Genomic DNA, 21,758 nt, shown 5'->3' with positions numbered 1-21,758 from the left:
TAGGTCCTACATAGAAAAGAGGTTTACAATCTGATGACAAACTGGGTGGAAATTGACCGTCTTGCAAAGCTCTGGGTAAAAGAAGCAGGAAGCCGTATAAAAGCGTCCATGCAGGAAGGTCTATCAATTGAAACAAAATCAAATCCAAATGATCTTGTCACGAATATCGATAAAGAAACAGAACGTTTTTTTATTGAAAAAATACAGTCGACATTTTCAGATCACCACATTTTAGGAGAAGAGGGACAAGGGGAAGAGGTGACCTCACTCGATGGGATTGTGTGGATCATTGATCCGATTGATGGCACAATGAACTTTGTCCATCAAAAACGCAACTTTGCCATTTCAATCGGGATATTTGAAAATGGTGTGGGGAAAATCGGTCTTATTTATGACGTCATTCATGACGAGCTCTACCATGCCATCAAAGGAGAAGGAGCTTATATGAACGATATCCTGCTCCCTCCATTAAAAGATGTGGAGATTGAAAAAGCTATTGTGGGTATTAATCCGACATGGGCGATTGAAAGCCCTTATTTTGACGCCGAACCATTTGCCCGTCTTGTGCGTGACGTGAGAGGGACACGAACGATTGGATCAGCTGCCCTTGAGCTTGCTTATATTGCAAGCGGCAGAAGTGACGCATATGTCACGTTGAGACTTGCGCCATGGGATTATGCAGCGGGTTGCGTACTGCTTGATGAAGTAGGGGCTGTTTACTCAAATATTCACGGAGAACGTCTTACGTTTCTAGATAAAAACAGCATAGTCGCCGGAAATCGATCCATTTGTGAAAAAATCTTGAATGATTACATAAAAGGAAGCGGACATAAAAAATAAACGGAATCACTTCATGAGAATGAAGTGATTTTTTGTTTTTCCTGAAACTTTTTGGTAAGGCGAATGTCTTATTGGCTGAAATAAAAAACCCCCATCTGGATAAACCAGGTGGGGGTTTTTCTGAGCTTAGCTTAATTTTTCTTTTGCAATTTGAACTGCATCATAAAACGTTTTTAATTGCTCTTGAGGAATTTTCTTAAGCATTTGGTTGAAAACAAGTAATTCAGTAGAGCTGAATCCAAGACCTTTTGCGATTTTAGAATCAATCACAACGTTTCCTTTTTTGTCTAGAACAAGGGCATCACCAGCAAGATCAGCAATTCTGATCACTGATTTGAAAAGCTTTTCGAATTTAGCCGCTTCTTCTTTTGTAAGACCAAGTTCAACAGCTTTTGCTGCATCAAAAACCAATTTCCCTTTTTCGTTTTTAGTGATGCTTTCACTGAAAACGATTGTAAGAACAGCTGCGCGATCTAAGAATTTCTCAGCAGTCGCCGCTTCTTCTTCAGTTAGTCCGAGCTCAACAGCTTTTTTCACATCAAATGTGTAGTTGTTGTCTTCCTCAACAAATGAATTGATGAGAATGTTGATGACACGCTCGTTTTTCTCCAATAATTCTTTAATGATTTGCTGCTGTTCAAAAGGAATTCCTTTGAAAGTTGCAGCGCTTGCTTGCCCAGGAGCTACTGTTGTGAAAGTAAGAATGATAGCTAAAGCGAAAAATACAACAGAGCTGAGCGATTTGCTCAAAAACTTCTTCATGCTTCTTTTCTCTCCCTTTTCTGTTAAATTTTGTTGCAAGAAAAGCATACCATGAGAAACTTTGTGGAAGAATAGGAAAATTGTAACTTTATGTTTGATTTTGGAGAACTATAAAAGTTCTTGTCGAAAAATGGAGGGGTTCAGATTGCTTATTTTTGTCAATCTTTCAAGATACGTTTCGTCTGATGAATGGAGCTTTCATAGGTGAATTGTCTTGTTTTTACTCAAAATAAAAAGCCTTCTACATGTAGAATGTAAAAGGCTATTACCTAATTTTATGATTGCACGTTTAATTTTCTTTTTAATGTAAATCCTGTACCCATGAAAATCATGGCGAATACAATGCTTAGACATATACCCAGTATGTTTTTTTCTGCAAGAGTTACCCCAATAAACGCCATACTGACAACTGCAAGTAATGCACATAATAATAGAAGCCATTTGATTTGTTTCATATGTCCCCATCCCTTTTTTTAGAGTTAATATAAGTTTACAGAAAAACGATCGGCATTTAAAGGGGATTGTGATATAATATGAAAGTTATCTAATTATTTTAGGAGATGAAAATGTGAAACTTCGAAAAGACCTTCGCAACATCGCAATTATTGCCCACGTTGACCATGGTAAAACGACGCTTGTTGACCAATTGCTCCATCAAGCTGGTACTTTCCGTGCGAATGAAAATATCGCTGAGAGAGCCATGGATTCAAATGATTTAGAGCGAGAGCGCGGTATTACGATTTTAGCTAAAAATACTGCGATCCATTATAAAGATACACGCATTAATATTTTAGATACACCAGGACACGCCGATTTCGGTGGTGAAGTTGAGCGTATCATGAAAATGGTAGATGGTGTACTCCTCGTTGTGGATGCTTATGAAGGCTGTATGCCTCAAACACGCTTTGTGCTGAAAAAAGCACTTGAGCAAAACTTAACACCAATCGTTGTCGTCAATAAAATTGACCGCGACTTTGCTCGTCCGGCTGAAGTAGTCGATGAAGTGATCGACTTGTTCATTGAATTGGATGCAACAGAAGAACAGCTTGAATTCCCAGTTGTCTATGCATCAGCAATCAATGGTACAGCAAGTAACGATGCGAGCAAGCAAGATGAAAACATGGAATCTTTGTTTGAAGCCATTGTAAACCATATTCCTTGCCCAGTTGATAACCATGAAGAGCCGCTTCAATTCCAAGTGGCACTACTTGATTACAATGATTATGTTGGCAGAATTGGAATCGGCCGTGTATTCAGAGGAACAATGCAAGTAGGACAGCAAGTGGCCTTGATGAAAGTCGACGGCACTGTGAAACAATTCCGTGTAACAAAGATCTTTGGTTTCCAAGGGTTAAAACGAGTGGAAATCAACGAAGCGAAAGCGGGAGATCTTGTCGCTGTATCTGGAATGGAAGACATCAACGTAGGTGAAACGGTTTGTCCGGTAGAACACCAAGAAGCACTTCCAATCCTTCGTATTGATGAGCCGACACTTCAAATGACGTTTGTTGTAAACAACAGCCCATTTGCAGGCCGTGAAGGGAAATACGTGACATCACGTAAAATCGAAGAGCGTTTAGAGCAGCAGCTTCAAACAGACGTCAGTCTTCGTGTGGATCCAACTGATTCACCTGATGCTTGGGTTGTTTCTGGACGCGGAGAGCTTCACTTATCCATTCTCATTGAGAATATGAGACGTGAAGGTTTTGAATTACAAGTATCGAAGCCAGAAGTTATTGTAAAAGAAGTTGATGGTGTTCGATGTGAGCCTGTAGAGCGCGTTCAAATTGATGTACCAGAAGAGCATACTGGCTCTGTTATGGAATCAATGGGTGCAAGAAAAGGTGAAATGATTGACATGATCAACAATGGTAACGGTCAAGTTCGCCTAATCTTTACAGTGCCATCACGTGGTTTAATTGGATATACAACTGAATTTCTTTCATTAACTCGTGGTTTTGGTATTTTGAACCATACGTTTGACAGCTACCAGCCAATGCAGTCTGGTCAAGTTGGCGGACGCCGTCAAGGTGTACTTGTTTCAATGGAAACAGGTAAAGCGACTGCTTACGGAATCCAAGGTGTTGAAGAGCGCGGTGTGATCTTCGTTGAGCCGGGTACTGAAGTATACCAAGGGATGATTGTTGGGGAGCATAACCGTGAGAACGACCTTGTTGTAAACGTAAGCCGTATGAAACAACAAACAAACGTACGTTCAGCGACGAAAGATCAAACGGTTAGCATGAAAAAGCCTCGTATTATGTCACTTGAGGAATCTCTTGAGTACTTGAATGAAGACGAATACTGTGAGGTTACACCTGAATCAATTCGTCTTAGAAAGAAAATTTTAGATAAAAACGAACGTGAGAAAGCAGCGAAGAAGAAAAAGCTAGCAGGATTATCTTAATTCCATGAAGAATTAAAAAGATAGAACCCTGAAAGATAAGGGGAGGGAATCTTTTTGAATGATCAGGAAGTAAGTGAAAATCTATCCTTTTTCGCGATGCTGTTTCGTGTCGATGAAAATCCGCAAACAGGGATGTGGCTCCTATATGGCACCATCCTTGTTCTAGCGATTATTGTTTTTAAGCTCGGCTTTGCAAGACGTTTACCGATTTTAAAAGCGCTCGTGATTTATTTGTTTTTGATTTTTGGCTGCACGTTTCTCACATTTCTAGGAATCTTCCTGCCAGTAGCGGAAGGACTCGTTGTGGCAGCTGCCATTTTGATTATTTATAAAATACGGCTGCATCGTGCGAAAAAAGAAGGAACAGTCAATACGTAAAAAAAGACCTGAACATGTGTCAGGTCTTTTTTTATGTCTTTTGTTCTTTCTTTCCTTTTTTCTTCTTTTTCTCTTTCGTCGCAGGATCTTGATAAAGAGAGAATCTGCCAGTTTTGATGCGAGCTTCAGTCTTTATTTTAATGCGTTCTTGGCAGTCATCGCACATGTATGTATGAATGGGCCGGTTTCTTAACCGTTTAGCAACAAGTGTATCATCATCAATGGTTTCAAGTTTTTCACATAATGAGCACTTCACTCTCATTATTTTCACCTCACTTTATTGCATTTATTATAGCATGTTTTCCAGCCACTTAAAATCAGCGTAGAAAAAGGCTTATATCACAGGAGATATAAGCCGTTCTCATTAGTTCTTCTGATTCATATGATGGTTTGATTGGTCGTTTTGATTTTTTTCTAACTGCTTTTGATCATGTTCTTTGAGCTGATTATTCGGATCATTTGTCGGATCCTTTTCGTTACGCTCGATCTCATTTCTCGGCATCTCTGGCATCACGCGGCCGACAATGGCAGCTAGTTCATCCATAATACCGCTTACAGGACGGCCTGCTTGAATTTCTTTGCCCATTTCTTTTAAACGGCTGACTGTATCCGGATCAGCAACCACAACAGCATTTGCACCTTCTGGGTCATTTCTCAGCGCTTTTGCAACTGAATATTTAATGGTTTCTACTTTGCTTCTATCTAAATCATCTTTAACATCAATACCAACAACAGCATAACGGCCGATGACGATTGCTGTTGCATCATTGACATCTGCTACGTGCTCTGTCACATTGACAAGATGCTGCGCAACATCTGTGGATGGGCGGGCTTGATTTGTCTTTTTCTTCGATGAGTCTGATACCCGTACTAAGTGCTGGCGTCCATCTTGCTTGTCCAGCGCTTCTGGCTTTTCCTGCTGCTGGCAAGCGCCTAACAGAATGATCGTTTGAATCATGAATAATGTTAAAAATAGTCGCATTTATATTCCCTCCTTCACAAACTGCATGATTTATTTTATTGTTGAATTAACCTTCTAACTTTATTCATGAAAACATATATTTTAACAATCGTTTTGGGAAAGACAAGGATGAATGAAACCCCGATCAGGAGGCGAAGGACCTGAGTAAAATTTATGTATTAGACACAAATGTGTTATTACAGGATCCGAATTCAATCTTTTCATTTGAAGACAACGAGGTCGTCATTCCGGCCGTTGTGTTAGAAGAAGTAGACTCGAAAAAGAGATACATGGACGAGGTTGGGCAAAACGCTCGGCGCGTCTCACGTTTAATCGACGGTTTGAGATCGAAAGGGAAACTCCATGAAAAAATTACGCTAGAGTCAAAAGGGACGCTGCGCATCGAGCTGAATCATCGCTCTTTCCATGAACTTCAAGAAATTTTCATTGAAAAAACGAACGATAATCGGATTTTGGCTGTCGCGAAAAATTTGAGCTTAGAGGAAGAAACAAAGCCTCACGGCCGGCCAGTTATTTTGGTCAGTAAGGATGTCTTAGTCCGGGTAAAGGCAGATGCTATAGGCCTCCAAGCTGAAGACTTCTTAAGTGACCGTGTGCTGCAAAACGAAGACATTGATAACGGCTATCATGAGCTCTATATTCCGACGGAGCAATTGAATACATTTTATAAACAAAGCCAATTGCCGATAAAAGAAGTCACGAGTGTACCATTAAATCCTCATCAGTTTGTCATTATGAAGGGGAATGAAGGCGGCTCTGCTTTAGGAATGCTTGATCAAAAAGCAGAGAATGTGAAACGGCTCATTTATGATCAAGAGCATGTTTGGGGAATTCGTCCGAAAAATGTTCAGCAGACGATGGCACTAGAGCTGCTATTGCGCCGTGATATTCCCCTCGTGACATTGATCGGAAAAGCGGGAACTGGTAAAACACTCCTTGCACTGGCTGCCGGATTAATGCAGACAGAGGATCTCGGCATGTTTAAAAAACTGATCGTAGCCCGTTCAATTGTTCCTGTCGGCAAGGACTTAGGCTACTTGCCAGGTGAAAAGGAAGAGAAACTCAGACCATGGATGCAGCCGATCTATGACAATCTAGAATTTTTATTTAATACAAAAAAACCTGGTGAACTTGATGCGATTTTGGCGGGAATTGGTTCGATTCAAGTGGAAGCTTTAACGTATATCCGCGGAAGAAGTATCCCTGATCAATTTATTATCATTGATGAGGCGCAGAATTTAACGAAACACGAGGTGAAAACATTATTAACACGAGTCGGAGAGGGAAGTAAAATTGTGCTGATGGGAGACCCAGAGCAGATCGATCATCCTTATTTAGACAGCTTAAATAATGGACTTACGTATGTCATTGAGCGGTTCAAAGGACAGCAAATATCTGGACATGTCAAGCTTGTCAAAGGAGAAAGGTCTGGACTTGCACAGCTTGCAGCTGATTTGCTATAGTCCAGACCCTCTGTCTTATGTAATGATGAGCTCTTTGACACCTTTTATCGGCTGAGTGAGGTTGGACTGATCCGCGAAATAAACGTGGATTGGTCCTTCTTCAGTCATAGGCTTCCCATTTTGGCTGAAGTGTGCAATGCTTTCCATTGCCTGAGAAAGCGGAACAGCAATTGTTCCTGTTTCTGTGACAAATTCGCATGTATCTGCATGTTCAAGCGGTTCTGCATTTTTCAGCATATTACCCAGCTTCATTCCGAAGCTGCCTGTGACGAGCCTTTCCTTTTCGTACTTCTTCTCTGTTTTTAAAGTGGGTGGAAGTGTTTGCCCTTCTCTGATTACCCGCTCTTGGTCAAGCTCCTGGTCCAGCTGATTTTCTTCATTTGCTGCGCTTTTTTCAAAAAATGAATCCATTAAAAATTTGCGGTCATCAAAAATCCATACACTTGGATCAATGGTGATCTTGTACTTTACGTTCCCCTTAATTTGAATGATGCTCATGTTCAAGACAACCCCTTTCCACCATAAATTATAGAAGTTTTCGCCTGCTTTGTCACTTTCATAAACATGCATCTCCTTGTACACACTAATCTTACATGAAAGATAGGGAGGATATTGGGCATGGCATGTCGCGACAATGAAGAGCTTCAGCGATTTGTAAAAGAAGCAAAAAAAGTGGCCAAAGATGGCAAAGTAGCATCCTATATTCCCGCTCTCGCCAAAGCGGATCAGACGGATTTATCTGTGGCTGTGTACCATGTGAGTAATACTTGCCACTCGGCAGGAGATGTAGATAAACGCTTTACCCTTCAAAGTATTTCAAAAGTATTAGCCCTTGCGCTCGTGCTTTCTGAAGAAGGTCCTAGAAAAGTCTTTCAATTTGTTGGACAAGAACCAACAGGTGACCCGTTTAATTCTATGATTAAGCTGGAAACAGCAAGTCCGAATAAGCCGCTGAATCCAATGATTAATGCAGGAGCGCTTGCAGTCACAAGCTTAATAAGAGGCGCGACGCCGCAAGATCAGCTGAACCGCCTGCTTGGCTTTATTAGAGAGCTTGCAAATGACAAAAGCATTACATACTGCAAGGAAACAGCAGCATCCGAATTTGAGACATCGATGATTAACAGGGCTATGTGCTATTATATGAAGCAATATCATATTATTAGAGGGAATGTAGAAGAGGTCATGGACGTGTATACGAAACAATGTGCCATCATGATGAACAGTTTAGATTTAGCGAAAATTGCTTGTGTTTTTTCATTAGATGGCAGACATCCAGAGACGGGGCAGCAAATTCTTTCAAAAGATGTCGCTAGAATTTGTAAAACCTTTATGGTGACGTGCGGAATGTACAATGCAAGCGGAGAATTTGCCATTAATATCGGCATACCTGCTAAAAGCGGTGTTTCAGGCGGGATTATGGGAGCGGCACCATATGATTTTGGAATCGGAATTTTCGGTCCTGCGCTGGATGAAAAAGGGAATAGTATTGCTGGGATTAAGCTGCTTGAGCTCATGAGTGAAAAATATGAGATGAGTATCTTTTAATGAGGAATGTCTTCTTTTTATTTTTACAAAGCGAACTGTACAAATCTGCTTGCAATTTTGGGCGTTTCGCTTTATGATAAATAGAAGAATTAGGTACTCGCCTGGGGAACGGAGGGATACTTTTGGCGTCAGAAATTTTAGTCGATCATCGGCAAAAAGCACTGGCTTTATTAAAATTGGATGCAGATAAAATTTTAAAATTGATCCAAGTGCAAATGGACAACTTAACGATGCCGCAATGTCCTCTTTATGAAGAGGTTTTAGATACTCAAATGTTCGGATTATCGAGAGAAATTGATTTTGCTGTCCGGCTTGGATTAGTTGATCAACATGAAGGCAAAAAACTACTCGATAAACTTGAGAGAGAGCTTTCCGCACTTCATGATGCGTTCACAAAAAAATAATGATTAAAAACTCAAACTTCCACAACACAAGTTTGAGTTTTTTTGTCCTCTATTTTCTTTTGATGGATTGACGGCAAACGGACTTGATTCTTTCATGAATGACGAACAATATAAAAGAGGTAAAACGGGATCAAACGGAGAAAATGTAGTAGAATAAGAACAGCTAAGAAGATATCAAGCAGTAGAAACAGACGTTAGGAAGAGGATTATATGTTAAAGAGAATGCTAAAATCGTATGACTACTCATTATTGTTCGCCATTATCTTAATCAGCGCATTCGGTTTGGTTATGGTGTATAGCTCAAGTATGATTACATCTGTTATCAGATACGATGCCGCGCCAGATAACTTTTTTAAGAAACAGCTTTTATTTATGATTGTTGGAGCAGCCATCTTGATCTTTACAGCATTAGTTCCATATCAGCTGTTTTCAAATAAGAAATTCCAGATTGGTATGCTGCTGCTTTCAGTATTTTCCCTCATCTATGTGTATTTTGGCGGTCATATTGCAGGGAACGCAAGAAGCTGGATCAAATTAGGACCTTTTAGTCTTCAGCCAGCTGAATTTGTGAAGATTGTCGTCATCATCTATCTTGCTGCGGTGTATGCCAAAAAGCAGCATTATATTGATCATATTTTACGAGGTGTTACGCCTCCGATCGTGATTGTCTCTATCCTGTGCGGATTTATCATTTTGCAGCCAGACTATGGGACAGCCTTTATCATTGGCATGATTGCCCTTGCGATGATTTTATGCTCAGGTTTTAGCGGCAAAACGCTTGCGAAGCTGCTGGCGCTATTTAGTGCAGTGATGGTCGTCGTGACCCCATTTATTATTCTTTTTTGGGATAAAATTTTCACGCAAAATCGTCTCGGACGTTTTGAGAGTTTCCAAGATCCGTTTAAAGATGCAGGGGCTACTGGGCATCAATTGATTAATTCATATTATGCCATTGGATCAGGCGGCTTTTTTGGACTCGGTCTAGGAGAAAGCGTTCAAAAGTACGGGTATCTGCCAGAACCGCACACAGACTTTATCATGGCAATTATCTCAGAAGAGCTTGGCTTTTTCGGCGTATTTTTCGTTCTCGCTCTTCTTGGTTTCATCGTCGTGAAAGGTTTTTATATTGCGAGAAAGTGTGAAGATCCGTTTGGAAGTTTGCTTGCAATAGGAATTTCCTCCATGATTGCGATCCAAACTTGTATCAATTTAGGCGGTGTTTCAGGTCTTATTCCAATTACTGGGGTGACACTTCCGTTTATCAGCTACGGGGGATCGTCTATCATTTTACTTAGCATCTGTATGGGAATGCTGCTGAATATCAGCATGTTCACTGAATATAAAGAGCGTTACAAAAAGAAAAAATCAATGAGCAAACCATCGATTGAAAAAAATGGATTGCAGAAAACTTTGAATCTTTAGAAAACAAAAGTGTACAGTTTTCATTTCTTCCTTTATTATAGAGTACATATAAAATTTTAAGGGATATGGAGGAGTGAGAATGTCACAGAGAACAATTCAAAAGGTTCTAGTTGCAAACAGAGGGGAAATCGCTATCAGAGTCTTCAGGGCCTGTACGGAGCTCAATTTACGTACAGTGGCCATTTATTCCAAAGAAGACTCTGGCTCTTATCATCGCTATAAAGCAGATGAAGCATATCTAGTTGGAGAAGGGAAAAAACCGATTGATGCCTACCTCGATATCGAGGGGATCATCGAAATTGCAAAACGAAATGACGTGGATGCGATTCATCCAGGCTACGGATTTTTATCCGAAAACATTCATTTTGCAAGACGATGCGAAGAGGAAGGCATTCAATTTATCGGTCCAACTTCTCAGCATTTAGATATGTTTGGAGATAAAGTAAAGGCGAGAGATGAAGCGAAAAAAGCTGGTATTCCAGTCATTCCAGGAAGTGACGGACCAGTTGATTCGGTCGAAGAAGTCGAAAAATTCGGTGAAGAATACGGTTACCCGTTTATTATTAAAGCTTCACTAGGCGGCGGCGGCCGGGGTATGCGGATTGTCAGATCAAAAGAAGAGCTGAAGGAGGCCTATGACCGTGCGAAGTCAGAGGCAAAAGCTGCTTTTGGAAATGACGAAGTATACGTTGAAAAGCTGATAGAGAATCCAAAACATATTGAAGTGCAGGTGATTGGTGACAATCACGGCAATATCATTCATTTATATGAGCGTGACTGCTCTGTTCAAAGGCGGCATCAAAAGGTCATTGAAGTAGCGCCAAGTGTGTCTCTAACAGATCAATTGCGTGAAGATATTTGTGAAGCAGCTGTCAAGCTGGCCCAGAATGTATCGTACATTAATGCTGGGACTGTAGAATTCCTTGTTGCAAATGGAGAGTTTTACTTTATTGAAGTTAATCCAAGGGTGCAGGTAGAACACACGATTACAGAAATGATCACAGGTGTCGATATCGTTCAAACCCAAATTCTTGTTGCAAAGGGTCATAACCTTCACAGCAAAGAAGTTGGTATACCAAAGCAGGAAGATATCTTTACACACGGCTTTGCCATTCAATCAAGGGTCACAACAGAAGATCCTCTCAATGACTTTATGCCAGATACAGGAAAAATTATGGCCTACCGTTCAGGTGGGGGATTTGGTGTACGTCTTGATACAGGGAACAGCTTCCAAGGTGCGGTCATTACACCTTATTACGATTCACTATTGGTCAAGCTGTCCACATGGGCGCTCACATTTGATCAAGCGGCTGCTAAAATGGTACGAAATTTACAAGAATTCAGGATTCGCGGGATTAAAACAAACATCCCATTTCTTGAAAACGTCGCAAAGCATGAGAAGTTCCTAAAAGGGGAATATGATACGTCGTTTATCGACTCAACGCCAGAGCTATTTAATTTCCCTAAGCAAAAAGACCGCGGAACGAAGATGCTTACTTATATTGGTAACGTTACCATTAACGGGTTTCCGGGTATTGCGGAGAAAAAGAAGCCTCATTTTGACAAGCCGGATGTACCGAAGCTTCCTCTCAATCAAGAGATCCCGTCTGGGACAAAACAATTGTTAGATACGCATGGACCTGAGGGCCTTGCGAACTGGGTGAAAGAACAAAATAACGTCCTTTTAACTGATACAACCTTTAGAGATGCGCATCAGTCTCTGCTTGCAACACGCTTCAGAACACATGATTTAAAGAAAGCTGCCCAGCCAACAGCAGGTTTATGGCCAGAGCTGTTTAGTATGGAAATGTGGGGCGGGGCTACATTTGATGTTGCGTACCGTTTCTTAAAAGAAGATCCTTGGCAACGATTGAAAGAGCTTCGTCAAGAAGTGCCAAACACGCTGTTCCAAATGCTATTAAGATCATCAAACGCTGTTGGATATACAAACTATCCGGATAATGTGATCAAAGCATTTGTAAAAGAATCAGCCGAGGCAGGCATCGACGTGTTCCGTATTTTCGACAGCTTAAACTGGGTCAAAGGCATGACGCTTGCCATTGATTCTGTTCGGGAATCAGGCAAAGTGGCAGAGGCGGCCATCTGTTATACGGGGGATATTCTTGATCCATCTCGTCCAAAATATGATCTTGGGTACTATGTATCTCTTGCAAAAGAGCTTGAATCTGCCGGCGCACATATTTTAGGTATTAAAGATATGGCGGGGTTATTAAAACCGCAGGCAGCCTACGAATTAGTCTCTGCTTTAAAAGATGAGCTTACGATCCCTATCCATCTTCATACGCATGACACGAGTGGAAATGGACTGTTCACCTATGCAAGGGCGATTGATGCAGGTGTTGATATTGTGGATGTTGCCGTCAGCTCTATGGCAGGACTCACATCGCAGCCAAGTGCAAGCTCACTTTATTATGCTTTAGATGGACATGAAAGAAAGCCAGACATGAATGTTCAATCTGTCGAACGCCTTTCTCAATACTGGGATTCTGTCAGAAAATACTATCATGAATTCGAAAGCGGCATGAATTCGCCTCATACAGAAATTTATGAGCATGAAATGCCTGGCGGTCAATATAGTAACTTGCAGCAGCAGGCGAAAGGTGTCGGGCTAGGCGAACGCTGGAATGAAGTAAAGGAAATGTACAGACGTGTGAATGACATGTTTGGTGATATTGTAAAAGTAACACCATCCTCTAAAGTAGTTGGAGATATGGCACTTTATATGGTGCAAAATGATCTAACAGAAGAAGATGTCTATGAAAAAGGAGCAACACTAGACTTCCCGGATTCTGTTGTGGAATTATTTAAAGGCTATTTAGGCCAGCCGCATGGCGGCTTCCCAGAAAAACTACAAAAGCTGATTTTAAAAGGGGAAGAGCCTCTTACTGTCAGACCTGGTGAAAAGCTAAAGCCAGTGGACTTTGAAGACATTAAGAAGCAGTTCAAAGAATCTCATGACCTGGCGTTAACAGAGCAAGACGCGATTGCGTATGCCTTATATCCGAAAGTCTTTTCTGAATTTGTCCAAACAGCAGAAAGCTATGGTGACATCTCTGTTCTTGATACACCAACGTTCTTCTACGGGATGAGGCTCGGAGAAGAGATTGAGGTAGAAATCGAAAAAGGAAAAACCCTAATTGTCAAACTCGTATCAATTGGTGAACCGAATCCAGATGCTACAAGAGTTCTTTACTTTGAGTTAAATGGTCAGCCGCGTGAAGTGGTGATTAAGGATGAAAGCATCAAATCCTCCGTTCAAGAAAAAATGAAGGCGGACCGCTCGAATCCAAATCACATCGCCGCATCGATGCCAGGCACTGTCATCAAAGTACTCGTGGAAAAAGGGCAGAAAATTTCACAAGGCGAGCATTTGATGATCAATGAAGCCATGAAAATGGAAACGACTGTACAAGCCCCATTTTCTGCGGTCGTAGATGAAATACATGTGACAAATGGAGAACCAATTCAAACCGGTGATCTGCTCATTGTATTAAAGCCTGAATAAGAAGTGAGACACATCCACCGTGATGTGTCTCAGCGTGTAGACAAACCCTCGCATTCGCCCGCAGGTATGCGCGCCGGTACTCACGAATGTCCAATTCGCTCCGTTCCGGTGCTCACCCTTCCTATAGGATTGCAAAGGTTTTCTATCACGCTGAAAAGAAGACAAAGGTCTAAAAAAGATCATTTTAAACCTTTGTCAACTATCGGAGACACATCCACTGTGATGTGTCTTTTTTTTGAGCGCATTAAAATGTGCAGCAGCAAGTGAGAGTGATTACACTATAGAGTGAGGTGAAGAAGGTTGGACAAAATTGTTGTGATTTGGTTTCGCCGGGATATGCGATTACATGATCATATCGCCTTATCAAAAGCGATCACATATGCAAAAAAACACGAGTACAAATTATTTGCTCTTTATCATCTAGATCCATTTTTTACTGAAATGGACCTCGATTTAAACAACGAACATTTTTTTCAAAACTTGGCGTATTTCATCAGGGAAGCAAGAGAATCTCAAATGTATGTTCACCTTCTCCATGACGATGTCTTGCGCGCCTTTCAGCAAGTTATCGATGTGTATGACATCAAAGCTGTCTTTTTTAATGAAGATCAAGTGGGAATCGGACAAAGGCGTGACCATCACGTAACCGCTTTTTTAGAAAAGAAGGGCATTCATGTGTCAAAATGGCAAGATACTCATCTTCACGGGGCGCAAGATATTTTAAAAGCGGATGGCACTCATTATCAAGTGTTTACTCCATACTATCAATCATGGCGAAAGCCAGAGAAGCAGCCTGTGATAAAAGTTGACAAATCATTTCTCAGCAGCGCTCATACGATTTGTGATGAGTCACTTTCGCACAAAGGAAACGTCAAACTACGCAGCATGATCAAGAGATGCTCAAGGAAATTTGATCAAATTGGCTCACACAAAGCGATGAACACGCTGCATGACTTTATTCAAAAAAGACTAGCGCGTTACCATGAGAAAAGAGATATTCCATCTGTTTTTGGAACGAGCAAGCTGTCACGATTCTTAAAAACAGGGACCATCTCAATTCGAACGATCTTTCATGCGGTTCATGAGGAAGCGCTGTTTGAAGACGAGGGCAGAGAAACCTTTATCAAAGAGCTGGCATGGCGAGATTTTTACCATATGATTTATGCTCATTATCCAGAGATGAAAGAAAAAGAAATTAATTCGGCGTTTCAAGGAATGAAATGGAATGAAGATGAGACGCTGTTTAACGCATGGTGTAAAGGTGAAACAGGCTTTCCCCTCGTTGATGCAGGGATGCGGCAGTTAAATGAGGAAGGCTGGATGCATAACCGTTTAAGAATGGTCACCGCCTCATTTTTAACAAAGGACTATTTGATTGATTGGAGAAAGGGAGAAGCGTATTTTGCAAAAAAGCTTGTGGATTATGATGAGGCTTCGAATATCGGAGGATTTCAGTGGGCAGCTTCTGTTGGGACAGATGCCGTACCGTACTTCCGTATTTTTAACCCAACGACTCAGTCAAAGCGATTTGATCCGAGCGGGGAATATATTAAAAGATATGTACCAGAGCTTAAGCATGTCGATGAAAAATGGATTCATGAACCAAGTAAATTGCCGATCGATGAACAACTGAAATCGAGCTGTGTACTAGGGGATACATACCCGCTGCCAACAGTTGATCACGGGGAAAGACGCAAAAAAGCCATCTCGCTATTCGAAGAAGCTAAACAACAATAAAAAAATCCCCCTCTCGGCATGATTGGGGGATACAAATCTTATTTAAATGGCTCTTTGCTTTCATATTTAAACCGGGCAATCAGTAAGCAGAAGTAGCATAGTACCCCAAACAAACAAGAAATAAAGAATGAATGAGCCAGCGCGTAACCAAGTGCAAGCTGAGAATAAACAGACATCACACCTGAAATGGCTTGAAGTGTAATCAGAATGGCAGAGATGATCCATCCATAATACAGCTGCTTCTGTTCTTTATAATGTTTCATGGCATGGAACATAGCGACAAATATCCAGACGAATAAAAGAAGTGCTGCTGCTCGGTGAGACATTTGAACCCACTGATTAAAATACGTTGGAAGTGCACCGTCTTTTGAACAAAACGGGAAGACAGAACAAGCAAGGCTTGACTTTGTATGTCTCACATAAGCGCCCGTATAGACCACGATATACGTATACGTGATCAACCCATAAATATGGAACTGCATTTTTTTGCCAATATGAAGCGGCTTCACAAGCTTTGTTTCAGATCTGGTTGCTTCAAAGACAAGAAGGGCAAGCAGTAATACTGAAGCAAATGAAATGAGTGAAATACCGAAGTGCAGTGCCATCACAAGTGCGTTAGAACCAAATACGACGGCAAGAGCTCCTAACAGCGCTTGAAGCATTAAGAATATAATGGACATGATGACCAAAAATTTGGTTTCACGGAATACTGGACTGATTTTTTTCCAGCATAAGACCGCCAGTGCCAGAACAAGAATGGTGGAAACCCCTGTTGACATGCGGTGACTCCATTCGATGATGGAAGCGGGGTTCATTTCAGGAAAGAAACGACCGTGGCAAAGGGGCCACTGTCTACCGCAGCCAAGACCCGAACCGGTTTTCGTAACAAGCGCACCGCCAATCAGTACGATCAGCATCACAAACGTTGTGATCACGCTCAATAGCCTTAAAGCAAATTTCATCAAATTATTTCACCTTCTCTAAAAAACTTCTGATGTAAATGAAAACCTCACATGCTCTCAAGTTTAAGCCAAATGCGTGTTCTGTTGCAATTCATAATGACCAAAGTTCACAAAAAAATGATATGTTAGTTCACAAAGTTTACAGATTTAGAGTGCTTGATCTTTCTTTGACAGTCTGATAGAAATAGAGGAGAGAATATTTCATTTTGCACCACCTTCTGAAACACACATATATCCTAATAAATTCACGAAAAGTTCACAAATAACTTCAAGTTTGTCGTTTATTATTTAATAGGATGTTTTTTTACAGCTGTTTATCTTGTATGATAGAGTTGTAATGATTTTACGTGTCATTCGTTCGTTTGAAGGTTTGGGCAAGGGAGGTTATACACATTGGCAAATTCCAAAACAGCCGCGGAAGCAGCTATTCATGGACAAATAGAAGAAACAACAGCGTGGAAAGATTTTCTTGCTCTGATTAAAATGGGCATCGTCAATTCCAATTTCATTACGACATTTACTGGAATGTGGCTTGCTTTTTATTTTACAGGTATGAGTTTTCTTGGAAATCTTGATATTGTGCTGTTAACAATGATTGGTTCTTCTCTTATTATTGCCGGTTCATGCGCGATTAATAATGCGTTTGACCGTGATATTGATATATTAATGGAAAGAACAAAAACAAGACCGACGGTTACAGGTAAAATTCAGCCGGGGCAAGCGTATGCATTTGGCATTTTGCTTGTTGTATTAGGACTTATTATGCTTCTGATGACGACCATTACATCAGCAGTGATTGGATTTATTGGAGTCTTTACTTATGCGGTTCTTTACACCATGTGGTCTAAACGCCATTACACCATCAATACAGTTATCGGAAGTGTATCTGGTGCGGTTCCGCCATTAATCGGCTGGACAGCGGTCACAGGAACAATTGATACAACGGCTTGGGTTTTGTTTATGATTATGTTCATTTGGCAAATCCCGCACTTCCTGTCACTTGCGATTAAGAAAACGGAAGATTACCGTAAGGCGGGCATTCCAATGCTGCCAGTTGTTTACGGCTTTGAAGTCACAAAACGCCAGATCATCATTTGGACAGCATGTCTTCTTCCACTTCCATTTTTCTTAGGTGGATTAGGATGGCCGATTGTCGCACTTGGTACACTGCTTAATATTGGATGGCTTGTTATTGGCCTTATGGGCTTTAAAATGAAAGACATCATGAAGTGGTCAACACTCATGTTCGTTTATTCATTAAACTACTTAACTATCTTTTTCGTAGCGATGATTATTATTACACTATTCTAGAGTAAAATACACTTTGATCACATCAAAACAATGGCTATATCTTATAACACAACATTTTCTAACAACTATGAAAGCCGCCTGATATTCAGTTCTATTTAGGCGGCTTTCTGTTTATACATAGATGGTATTTTGAGTAAAAACATCATTTTTTTATGAAAAGAGGAAATGTAAGTGCTTTTATAAGAGGCGGGGGTTATCGATGGGTGAGAAGTGATTTTATAAATAAGAGGTAAAAAGCGAAAGGCAAAGGAGATCAAGCAAAAGGGGTTGGGACAAATTATGATAAGAAAATGGCGTGTTTATTCACTGTTTCTCTTACTGACGCTCGTTTTAGCGGGCTGTGGTGAACCATACTTATCAACACTCAAGCCAGTTGGGGAAGTAGCAGATAAACAGTTTTTCCTAACGGTACTGAGTACACTCATTATGGTTCTTGTCGTCATTGTTGTATCGATCATTTTCTTTTACGTCATCATTAAATTCAAACGTTCTAAAGTGGGAGAAGATACGATTCCAAAGCAGGTGGAAGGGAACCGCAACCTAGAAATCACATGGACAGCGATTCCGATTCTTCTACTCATTATTCTCGTTGTACCTGTTGTGGCATACACGCTTGAACTAGGGGATACAAGCGCTATGGATAAGAAAAAACGAGATCCTGAAAAGACACTTGTTGTCAATGTAAGAGCAAGCTTATATTGGTGGGAATTTGAATACCCTGATTATGGGATTGTCACAAGTCAGGAATTGATCGTACCAACAGATCAAAAGGTGTACTTTAAGCTGAAAGCATCCGATGTCAAACACTCATTCTGGATTCCATCGGCTGGTGGTAAAATTGATACAAACACAGAAAATGAGAACAAATTTTATTTAACCTTTGACTCGAAACGAACGAAAGATGCAGGGGAATATTTCTACGGGAAATGTGCGGAGCTTTGCGGACCGTCACATGCTTTAATGGACTTTAAAGTTAAAACGCTTTCTCAAGATGAGTTTTTAGGATGGACGAAAAAAATGGCTGATTACAAGAAGCCTAAATCCACAAAAGATCTCGCTTTAGAGGGTGAAAAGCTATTTAAAGAGAAAAACTGCTTGAGCTGTCACGCAGTAGAGCCTGGTGACGAACGGCCGGAAGCAGCAAGGACAGCACCAAACCTTGCGACCTTCGGAGAGCGGACGAAAGTAGCTGGAATCAAAGACATGAACAAAGAAAATGTGAAAGCATGGCTGAAAGATCCAGAAAGCTTTAAACCAGGGAATAAGATGACAGGAACGTACCCTAAATTAAATGACTCAGAAGCAGATGCACTTTACGAGTATTTAAAAGGTCTTAAAGTCGAGTAACAACTAGAGCAGATATGCAAGAGGGTATGTGATCGATGTGAAGTTTTTGTTAAGAGCTCCCGAATATGTCTCTACAACCGAGAAGTCGTCATCTGTCAGACATAGTCTGTTTAAAGGATCGTTAAGAAAGACATCTATATGAAAAGGGGCAAATGGGAGATAAGAGGGGGATTTCATGGTGAGTACAATAGCTAAAAAGCGGGGGTTTGGCGCTGTCTTATGGGATTACTTGACAACGGTTGACCACAAAAAAATTGCCATATTATATTTAGTGGCAGGGGGATTTTTCTTTTTGGTTGGCGGAATCGAAGCGATGTTTATCCGTATTCAGCTAGCCATCCCTGAAAGTGATTTTGTCAGTGCAGGGGTTTACAATGAAATCATGACGATGCATGGAACGACAATGATTTTCCTGGCAGCTATGCCGCTTTTATTTGCATTAATGAATGCGGTTGTACCAATTCAAATTGGTGCACGTGACGTAGCATTTCCGTTTGTGAATTCACTTGGTTTTTGGTTATTCTTTTTCGGAGGAATTTTCTTAAACCTTGGATGGTTTATGGGTGGAGCACCTGATGCAGGCTGGACTGCATACGCTTCGCTCACGCTGAATTCAGAAGGGCATGGAATGGATTTCTATATTTTAGGTTTGCAGATAGCGGGTATTGGTACGCTGATTGCCGGGATTAACTTTCTTGCAACGATTATTAATATGAGAGCGCCTGGTATGACGTATATGAGAATGCCGCTCTTTACTTGGACGACATTTGTCGCCTCCGCACTTATTTTATTCGCATTCCCGCCGCTGACAGCAGGGCTTGCGATGCTGATGCTTGATAGAATGTTTGACACGAGCTTTTTCAATCCAGAGCTTGGAGGAAATACAATCATCTGGGAGCATTTGTTCTGGATTTTCGGACACCCAGAAGTATATATCTTGATCCTGCCGGCATTCGGAATCTTCTCTGAGATCATTCCAGTGTTTGCAAGAAAAAGACTGTTTGGCTACTCGTCCATGGTGTTTGCTACTGTATTGATTGGTTTCCTTGGATTCATGGTGTGGGCGCATCACATGTTCACAACGGGGCTTGGACCTATCGCCAATGCGATTTTTGCCGTAGCGACCATGGCAATTGCGGTGCCAACAGGAATTAAAGTGTTCAACTGGCTGCTCACGATATGGGGCGGTAATGTGAAGTTTACAACGCCGATGCTTTATTCTGTTGCCTTTATTCCGTCTTTCTTACTTGGCGGGGTAACCGGGGTCATGCTTGCGGCAGCAGCAGCGGATTATCAGTTCCATGATACGTATTTTGTTGTGGCGCATTTCCATTACGTCATTATCGGCGGGGTTGTTTTCGGTATTCTAGCAGGTGTACATTACTGGTGGCCGAAGATGTTTGGAAAAATACTGAATGAGAAACTTGGGAAAATTGGTTTTGTGCTGTTTTTCATCGGTTTCCATTTAACTTTCTTTATCCAGCATTTTCTCGGTCTATGGGGCATGCCGCGCCGGGTCTTTACGTTCCTGCCAGGTCAGGGTCTCGAGCTTGGGAACTTGATCAGTACGATTGGGGCACTGTTTATGTTTGTAGCTGTTGTGATCATGCTGATTAATATCATCTGGACAACAGCAAAAGGGGAGCGTGTATCGAGCGATCCTTGGGGAGATGGAAGAACACTTGAATGGGCAGTGTCTTCGCCTCCGCCAGAATACAACTTTAAACAGCTTCCGCTTGTCAGAGGACTAGATCCATTATGGATTGAAAAAATGGATGGTAAAAAAGGAATGACAGCATCTGAACCGCTCGATGATATTCACATGCCGAATAACTCCATTTTGCCTGTCATTATCTCATTCGGTCTATTTGTGTCAGCGTTTGGTTTCATGTATCGTCAAGAGCACGACTGGGGGCTTCCAGTGATCTTCATTGGTCTTGGTATTACGTTTGCGACCATGCTCGTTAGGTCTCTGAAAGATGATCATGGATACCATATTCACAAAGAAGATTTGACCGACGACGATGATAAAGGGGTGAAAGCATAATGGAACCACAAAAAATGACGGCGGAAACCTTTCCGGCTTCTCCTGAGAAAGCCACGTTAGAAGGGAAGAATAAGTTTGTCGGGTTCTGGCTGTTTCTTGGAGGAGAAACCGTTCTGTTTGCATCGCTTTTCGCCACGTATTTGGCGCTGAAAAACTCAAATGCAGGCGGAGCAAAAACAACTGATATGTTTGACCTCACACTTGTCTTTATTGCCACAATGCTTCTATTAACGAGCAGTTTAACGAGTGTGTATGCCATGTATCATATGAAAAACTTTGCCTTTAAAAAGATGCAGCTTTGGCTTGGTATCACGGTCCTTTTAGGTGCTGGATTTTTAGGGGTTGAGATTTATGAGTTTTATCACTACGTGCATGCGTATGAATTTACGATTACCAGCTCAGCTCTTGGTTCTTCCTTCTATACACTTGTAGGAACTCACGGAGCTCACGTTGCCTTCGGACTTTGCTGGATTACCGCTCTCATGATCCGAAATATGAGACGCGGACTTGATTTATACAATGCGCCGAAATATTATGTGGCAAGTCTCTATTGGCACTTCATTGATGTTGTGTGGGTCTTCATCTTTACCGTTGTATATTTAATGGGAATGGTGGGATAAGA

19 protein-coding genes are annotated in these 21,758 nt (G+C 41.2%); 13 read left to right on the top strand and 6 right to left on the bottom strand.

The features are described from left to right. Nucleotides 1-33: 33 nt before the first annotated feature. Nucleotides 34-840: an inositol monophosphatase family protein gene (locus ACP69X_RS07085; protein ID WP_411264390.1), complete on the top strand. Its 807-nt coding sequence runs from the start codon at nt 34-36 to the stop codon at nt 838-840. Between the two features lie 126 nt (nt 841-966). Here the strand turns inward: ACP69X_RS07085 and ACP69X_RS07080 are convergent, their stop codons facing one another. Both ACP69X_RS07080 and ACP69X_RS07075 read right to left on the bottom strand, forming a co-directional pair. Further along, nucleotides 967-1,602 carry a hypothetical protein gene (locus ACP69X_RS07080; RefSeq protein WP_024424766.1) on the bottom strand — a complete coding sequence of 212 codons (636 nt, stop codon included), beginning with the start codon at nt 1,600-1,602 and terminating at the stop codon, nt 967-969. A 275-nt stretch (nt 1,603-1,877) separates the two neighbouring features. After that, nucleotides 1,878-2,057 carry a DUF5325 family protein gene (locus tag ACP69X_RS07075; RefSeq protein WP_024426900.1) on the bottom strand — a complete coding sequence of 60 codons (180 nt, stop codon included), beginning with the start codon at nt 2,055-2,057 and terminating at the stop codon, nt 1,878-1,880. Between the two features lie 113 nt (nt 2,058-2,170). Between ACP69X_RS07075 and typA the strand changes: the two genes are divergently transcribed. After that, nucleotides 2,171-4,009, top strand: coding sequence for a translational GTPase TypA (gene typA / locus ACP69X_RS07070; RefSeq protein ID WP_041084955.1), 1,839 nt, complete (start codon nt 2,171-2,173; stop codon nt 4,007-4,009). A 96-nt stretch (nt 4,010-4,105) separates the two neighbouring features. Next, nucleotides 4,106-4,387 (top strand): YlaH-like family protein, encoded by a 282-nt coding sequence (locus tag ACP69X_RS07065; protein ID WP_044334035.1) that lies wholly within the window; start codon nt 4,106-4,108, stop codon nt 4,385-4,387. A 31-nt stretch (nt 4,388-4,418) separates the two neighbouring features. Here ACP69X_RS07065 and ACP69X_RS07060 read toward each other — a convergent pair whose 3' ends face one another. Further along, a complete protein-coding gene (locus tag ACP69X_RS07060) occupies nt 4,419-4,649 on the bottom strand; it encodes a YlaI family protein (protein ID WP_024424769.1) in 231 nt (76 codons plus the stop codon). 102 nt (nt 4,650-4,751) lie between these two features. Continuing rightward, the gene (locus tag ACP69X_RS07055) at nt 4,752-5,369 is read right to left on the bottom strand and encodes a YhcN/YlaJ family sporulation lipoprotein (RefSeq protein WP_041084954.1); all 618 of its coding nucleotides are present in this window, start codon (nt 5,367-5,369) and stop codon (nt 4,752-4,754) included. 140 nt (nt 5,370-5,509) lie between these two features. Between ACP69X_RS07055 and ACP69X_RS07050 the strand changes: the two genes are divergently transcribed. Further along, entirely contained in the window at nt 5,510-6,832 is a 1,323-nt protein-coding gene (locus ACP69X_RS07050; protein WP_039178271.1) for a PhoH family protein, read from the top strand. A 15-nt stretch (nt 6,833-6,847) separates the two neighbouring features. Here ACP69X_RS07050 and ACP69X_RS07045 read toward each other — a convergent pair whose 3' ends face one another. Continuing rightward, nucleotides 6,848-7,330: a hypothetical protein gene (locus tag ACP69X_RS07045; protein ID WP_041085217.1), complete on the bottom strand. Its 483-nt coding sequence runs from the start codon at nt 7,328-7,330 to the stop codon at nt 6,848-6,850. A 120-nt stretch (nt 7,331-7,450) separates the two neighbouring features. Here ACP69X_RS07045 and glsA point away from each other — a divergent pair, with 120 nt between their 5' ends. The 5 genes from glsA to ACP69X_RS07020 all read left to right on the top strand — a co-directional run bounded on the left by glsA (nt 7,451) and on the right by ACP69X_RS07020 (nt 15,469). Beyond that, a complete protein-coding gene (glsA, locus tag ACP69X_RS07040; RefSeq protein ID WP_426052548.1) occupies nt 7,451-8,380 on the top strand; it encodes a glutaminase A in 930 nt (309 codons plus the stop codon). A 122-nt stretch (nt 8,381-8,502) separates the two neighbouring features. Continuing rightward, on the top strand, nt 8,503-8,784 hold the full coding sequence (locus ACP69X_RS07035) for a YlaN family protein (RefSeq protein ID WP_003212509.1): 282 nt from the start codon (nt 8,503-8,505) through the stop codon (nt 8,782-8,784). 210 nt (nt 8,785-8,994) lie between these two features. Beyond that, nucleotides 8,995-10,206, top strand: coding sequence for a putative lipid II flippase FtsW (gene ftsW, locus ACP69X_RS07030; protein ID WP_041084952.1), 1,212 nt, complete (start codon nt 8,995-8,997; stop codon nt 10,204-10,206). A gap of 79 nt (nt 10,207-10,285) precedes the next feature. Next, on the top strand, nt 10,286-13,732 hold the full coding sequence (gene pyc / locus ACP69X_RS07025) for a pyruvate carboxylase (protein ID WP_426052547.1): 3,447 nt from the start codon (nt 10,286-10,288) through the stop codon (nt 13,730-13,732). Between the two features lie 300 nt (nt 13,733-14,032). Further along, nucleotides 14,033-15,469 carry a cryptochrome/photolyase family protein gene (locus tag ACP69X_RS07020; RefSeq protein WP_426052546.1) on the top strand — a complete coding sequence of 479 codons (1,437 nt, stop codon included), beginning with the start codon at nt 14,033-14,035 and terminating at the stop codon, nt 15,467-15,469. A gap of 38 nt (nt 15,470-15,507) precedes the next feature. Here ACP69X_RS07020 and ACP69X_RS07015 read toward each other — a convergent pair whose 3' ends face one another. After that, nucleotides 15,508-16,431 (bottom strand): COX15/CtaA family protein, encoded by a 924-nt coding sequence (locus ACP69X_RS07015; protein WP_041084950.1) that lies wholly within the window; start codon nt 16,429-16,431, stop codon nt 15,508-15,510. 393 nt (nt 16,432-16,824) lie between these two features. Here ACP69X_RS07015 and cyoE point away from each other — a divergent pair, with 393 nt between their 5' ends. From cyoE to ctaE, 4 genes are all read left to right on the top strand, one after another. After that, the gene (gene cyoE, locus ACP69X_RS07010; RefSeq protein ID WP_034281660.1) at nt 16,825-17,742 is read left to right on the top strand and encodes a heme o synthase; all 918 of its coding nucleotides are present in this window, start codon (nt 16,825-16,827) and stop codon (nt 17,740-17,742) included. A gap of 279 nt (nt 17,743-18,021) precedes the next feature. Continuing rightward, nucleotides 18,022-19,089 (top strand): cytochrome c oxidase subunit II, encoded by a 1,068-nt coding sequence (coxB, locus tag ACP69X_RS07005; protein WP_041084948.1) that lies wholly within the window; start codon nt 18,022-18,024, stop codon nt 19,087-19,089. A gap of 175 nt (nt 19,090-19,264) precedes the next feature. Then, complete coding sequence (gene ctaD / locus ACP69X_RS07000; RefSeq protein ID WP_039178285.1) at nt 19,265-21,136, top strand: cytochrome c oxidase subunit I; 1,872 nt, start codon at nt 19,265-19,267, stop codon at nt 21,134-21,136. After that, a complete protein-coding gene (ctaE, locus tag ACP69X_RS06995; protein ID WP_024424780.1) occupies nt 21,136-21,756 on the top strand; it encodes a cytochrome c oxidase subunit III in 621 nt (206 codons plus the stop codon). Before ctaD ends, ctaE begins: the two co-directional genes overlap by 1 nt. Nucleotides 21,757-21,758 lie beyond the last annotated feature (2 nt).

This window comes from Bacillus sp. DC4300-2b2 (assembly GCF_049895685.1).
Classification (GTDB): Bacteria; Bacillota; Bacilli; order Bacillales; family Bacillaceae; genus Bacillus; species Bacillus safensis.
Note: the sequence above shows the minus strand (reverse complement) of the source record. Positions and strands in the feature narration are given on the sequence as shown.

Coding starts and splice junctions, on each gene's coding strand:
- ACP69X_RS07085 (WP_411264390.1), top strand. CDS start 34: ATGACAAACTGGGTGGAAATTGACCGTCTTGCAAAGCTCTGGGTAAAA.
- ACP69X_RS07080 (WP_024424766.1), bottom strand. CDS start 1,602: ATGAAGAAGTTTTTGAGCAAATCGCTCAGCTCTGTTGTATTTTTCGCT.
- ACP69X_RS07075 (WP_024426900.1), bottom strand. CDS start 2,057: ATGAAACAAATCAAATGGCTTCTATTATTATGTGCATTACTTGCAGTT.
- ACP69X_RS07065 (WP_044334035.1), top strand. CDS start 4,106: ATGCTGTTTCGTGTCGATGAAAATCCGCAAACAGGGATGTGGCTCCTA.
- ACP69X_RS07060 (WP_024424769.1), bottom strand. CDS start 4,649: ATGAGAGTGAAGTGCTCATTATGTGAAAAACTTGAAACCATTGATGAT.
- ACP69X_RS07055 (WP_041084954.1), bottom strand. CDS start 5,369: ATGCGACTATTTTTAACATTATTCATGATTCAAACGATCATTCTGTTA.
- ACP69X_RS07045 (WP_041085217.1), bottom strand. CDS start 7,330: ATGAGCATCATTCAAATTAAGGGGAACGTAAAGTACAAGATCACCATT.
- glsA (WP_426052548.1), top strand. CDS start 7,451: ATGGCATGTCGCGACAATGAAGAGCTTCAGCGATTTGTAAAAGAAGCA.
- ftsW (WP_041084952.1), top strand. CDS start 8,995: ATGTTAAAGAGAATGCTAAAATCGTATGACTACTCATTATTGTTCGCC.
- pyc (WP_426052547.1), top strand. CDS start 10,286: ATGTCACAGAGAACAATTCAAAAGGTTCTAGTTGCAAACAGAGGGGAA.
- ACP69X_RS07015 (WP_041084950.1), bottom strand. CDS start 16,431: ATGAAATTTGCTTTAAGGCTATTGAGCGTGATCACAACGTTTGTGATG.
- coxB (WP_041084948.1), top strand. CDS start 18,022: ATGATAAGAAAATGGCGTGTTTATTCACTGTTTCTCTTACTGACGCTC.
- ctaD (WP_039178285.1), top strand. CDS start 19,265: ATGGTGAGTACAATAGCTAAAAAGCGGGGGTTTGGCGCTGTCTTATGG.
- ctaE (WP_024424780.1), top strand. CDS start 21,136: ATGGAACCACAAAAAATGACGGCGGAAACCTTTCCGGCTTCTCCTGAG.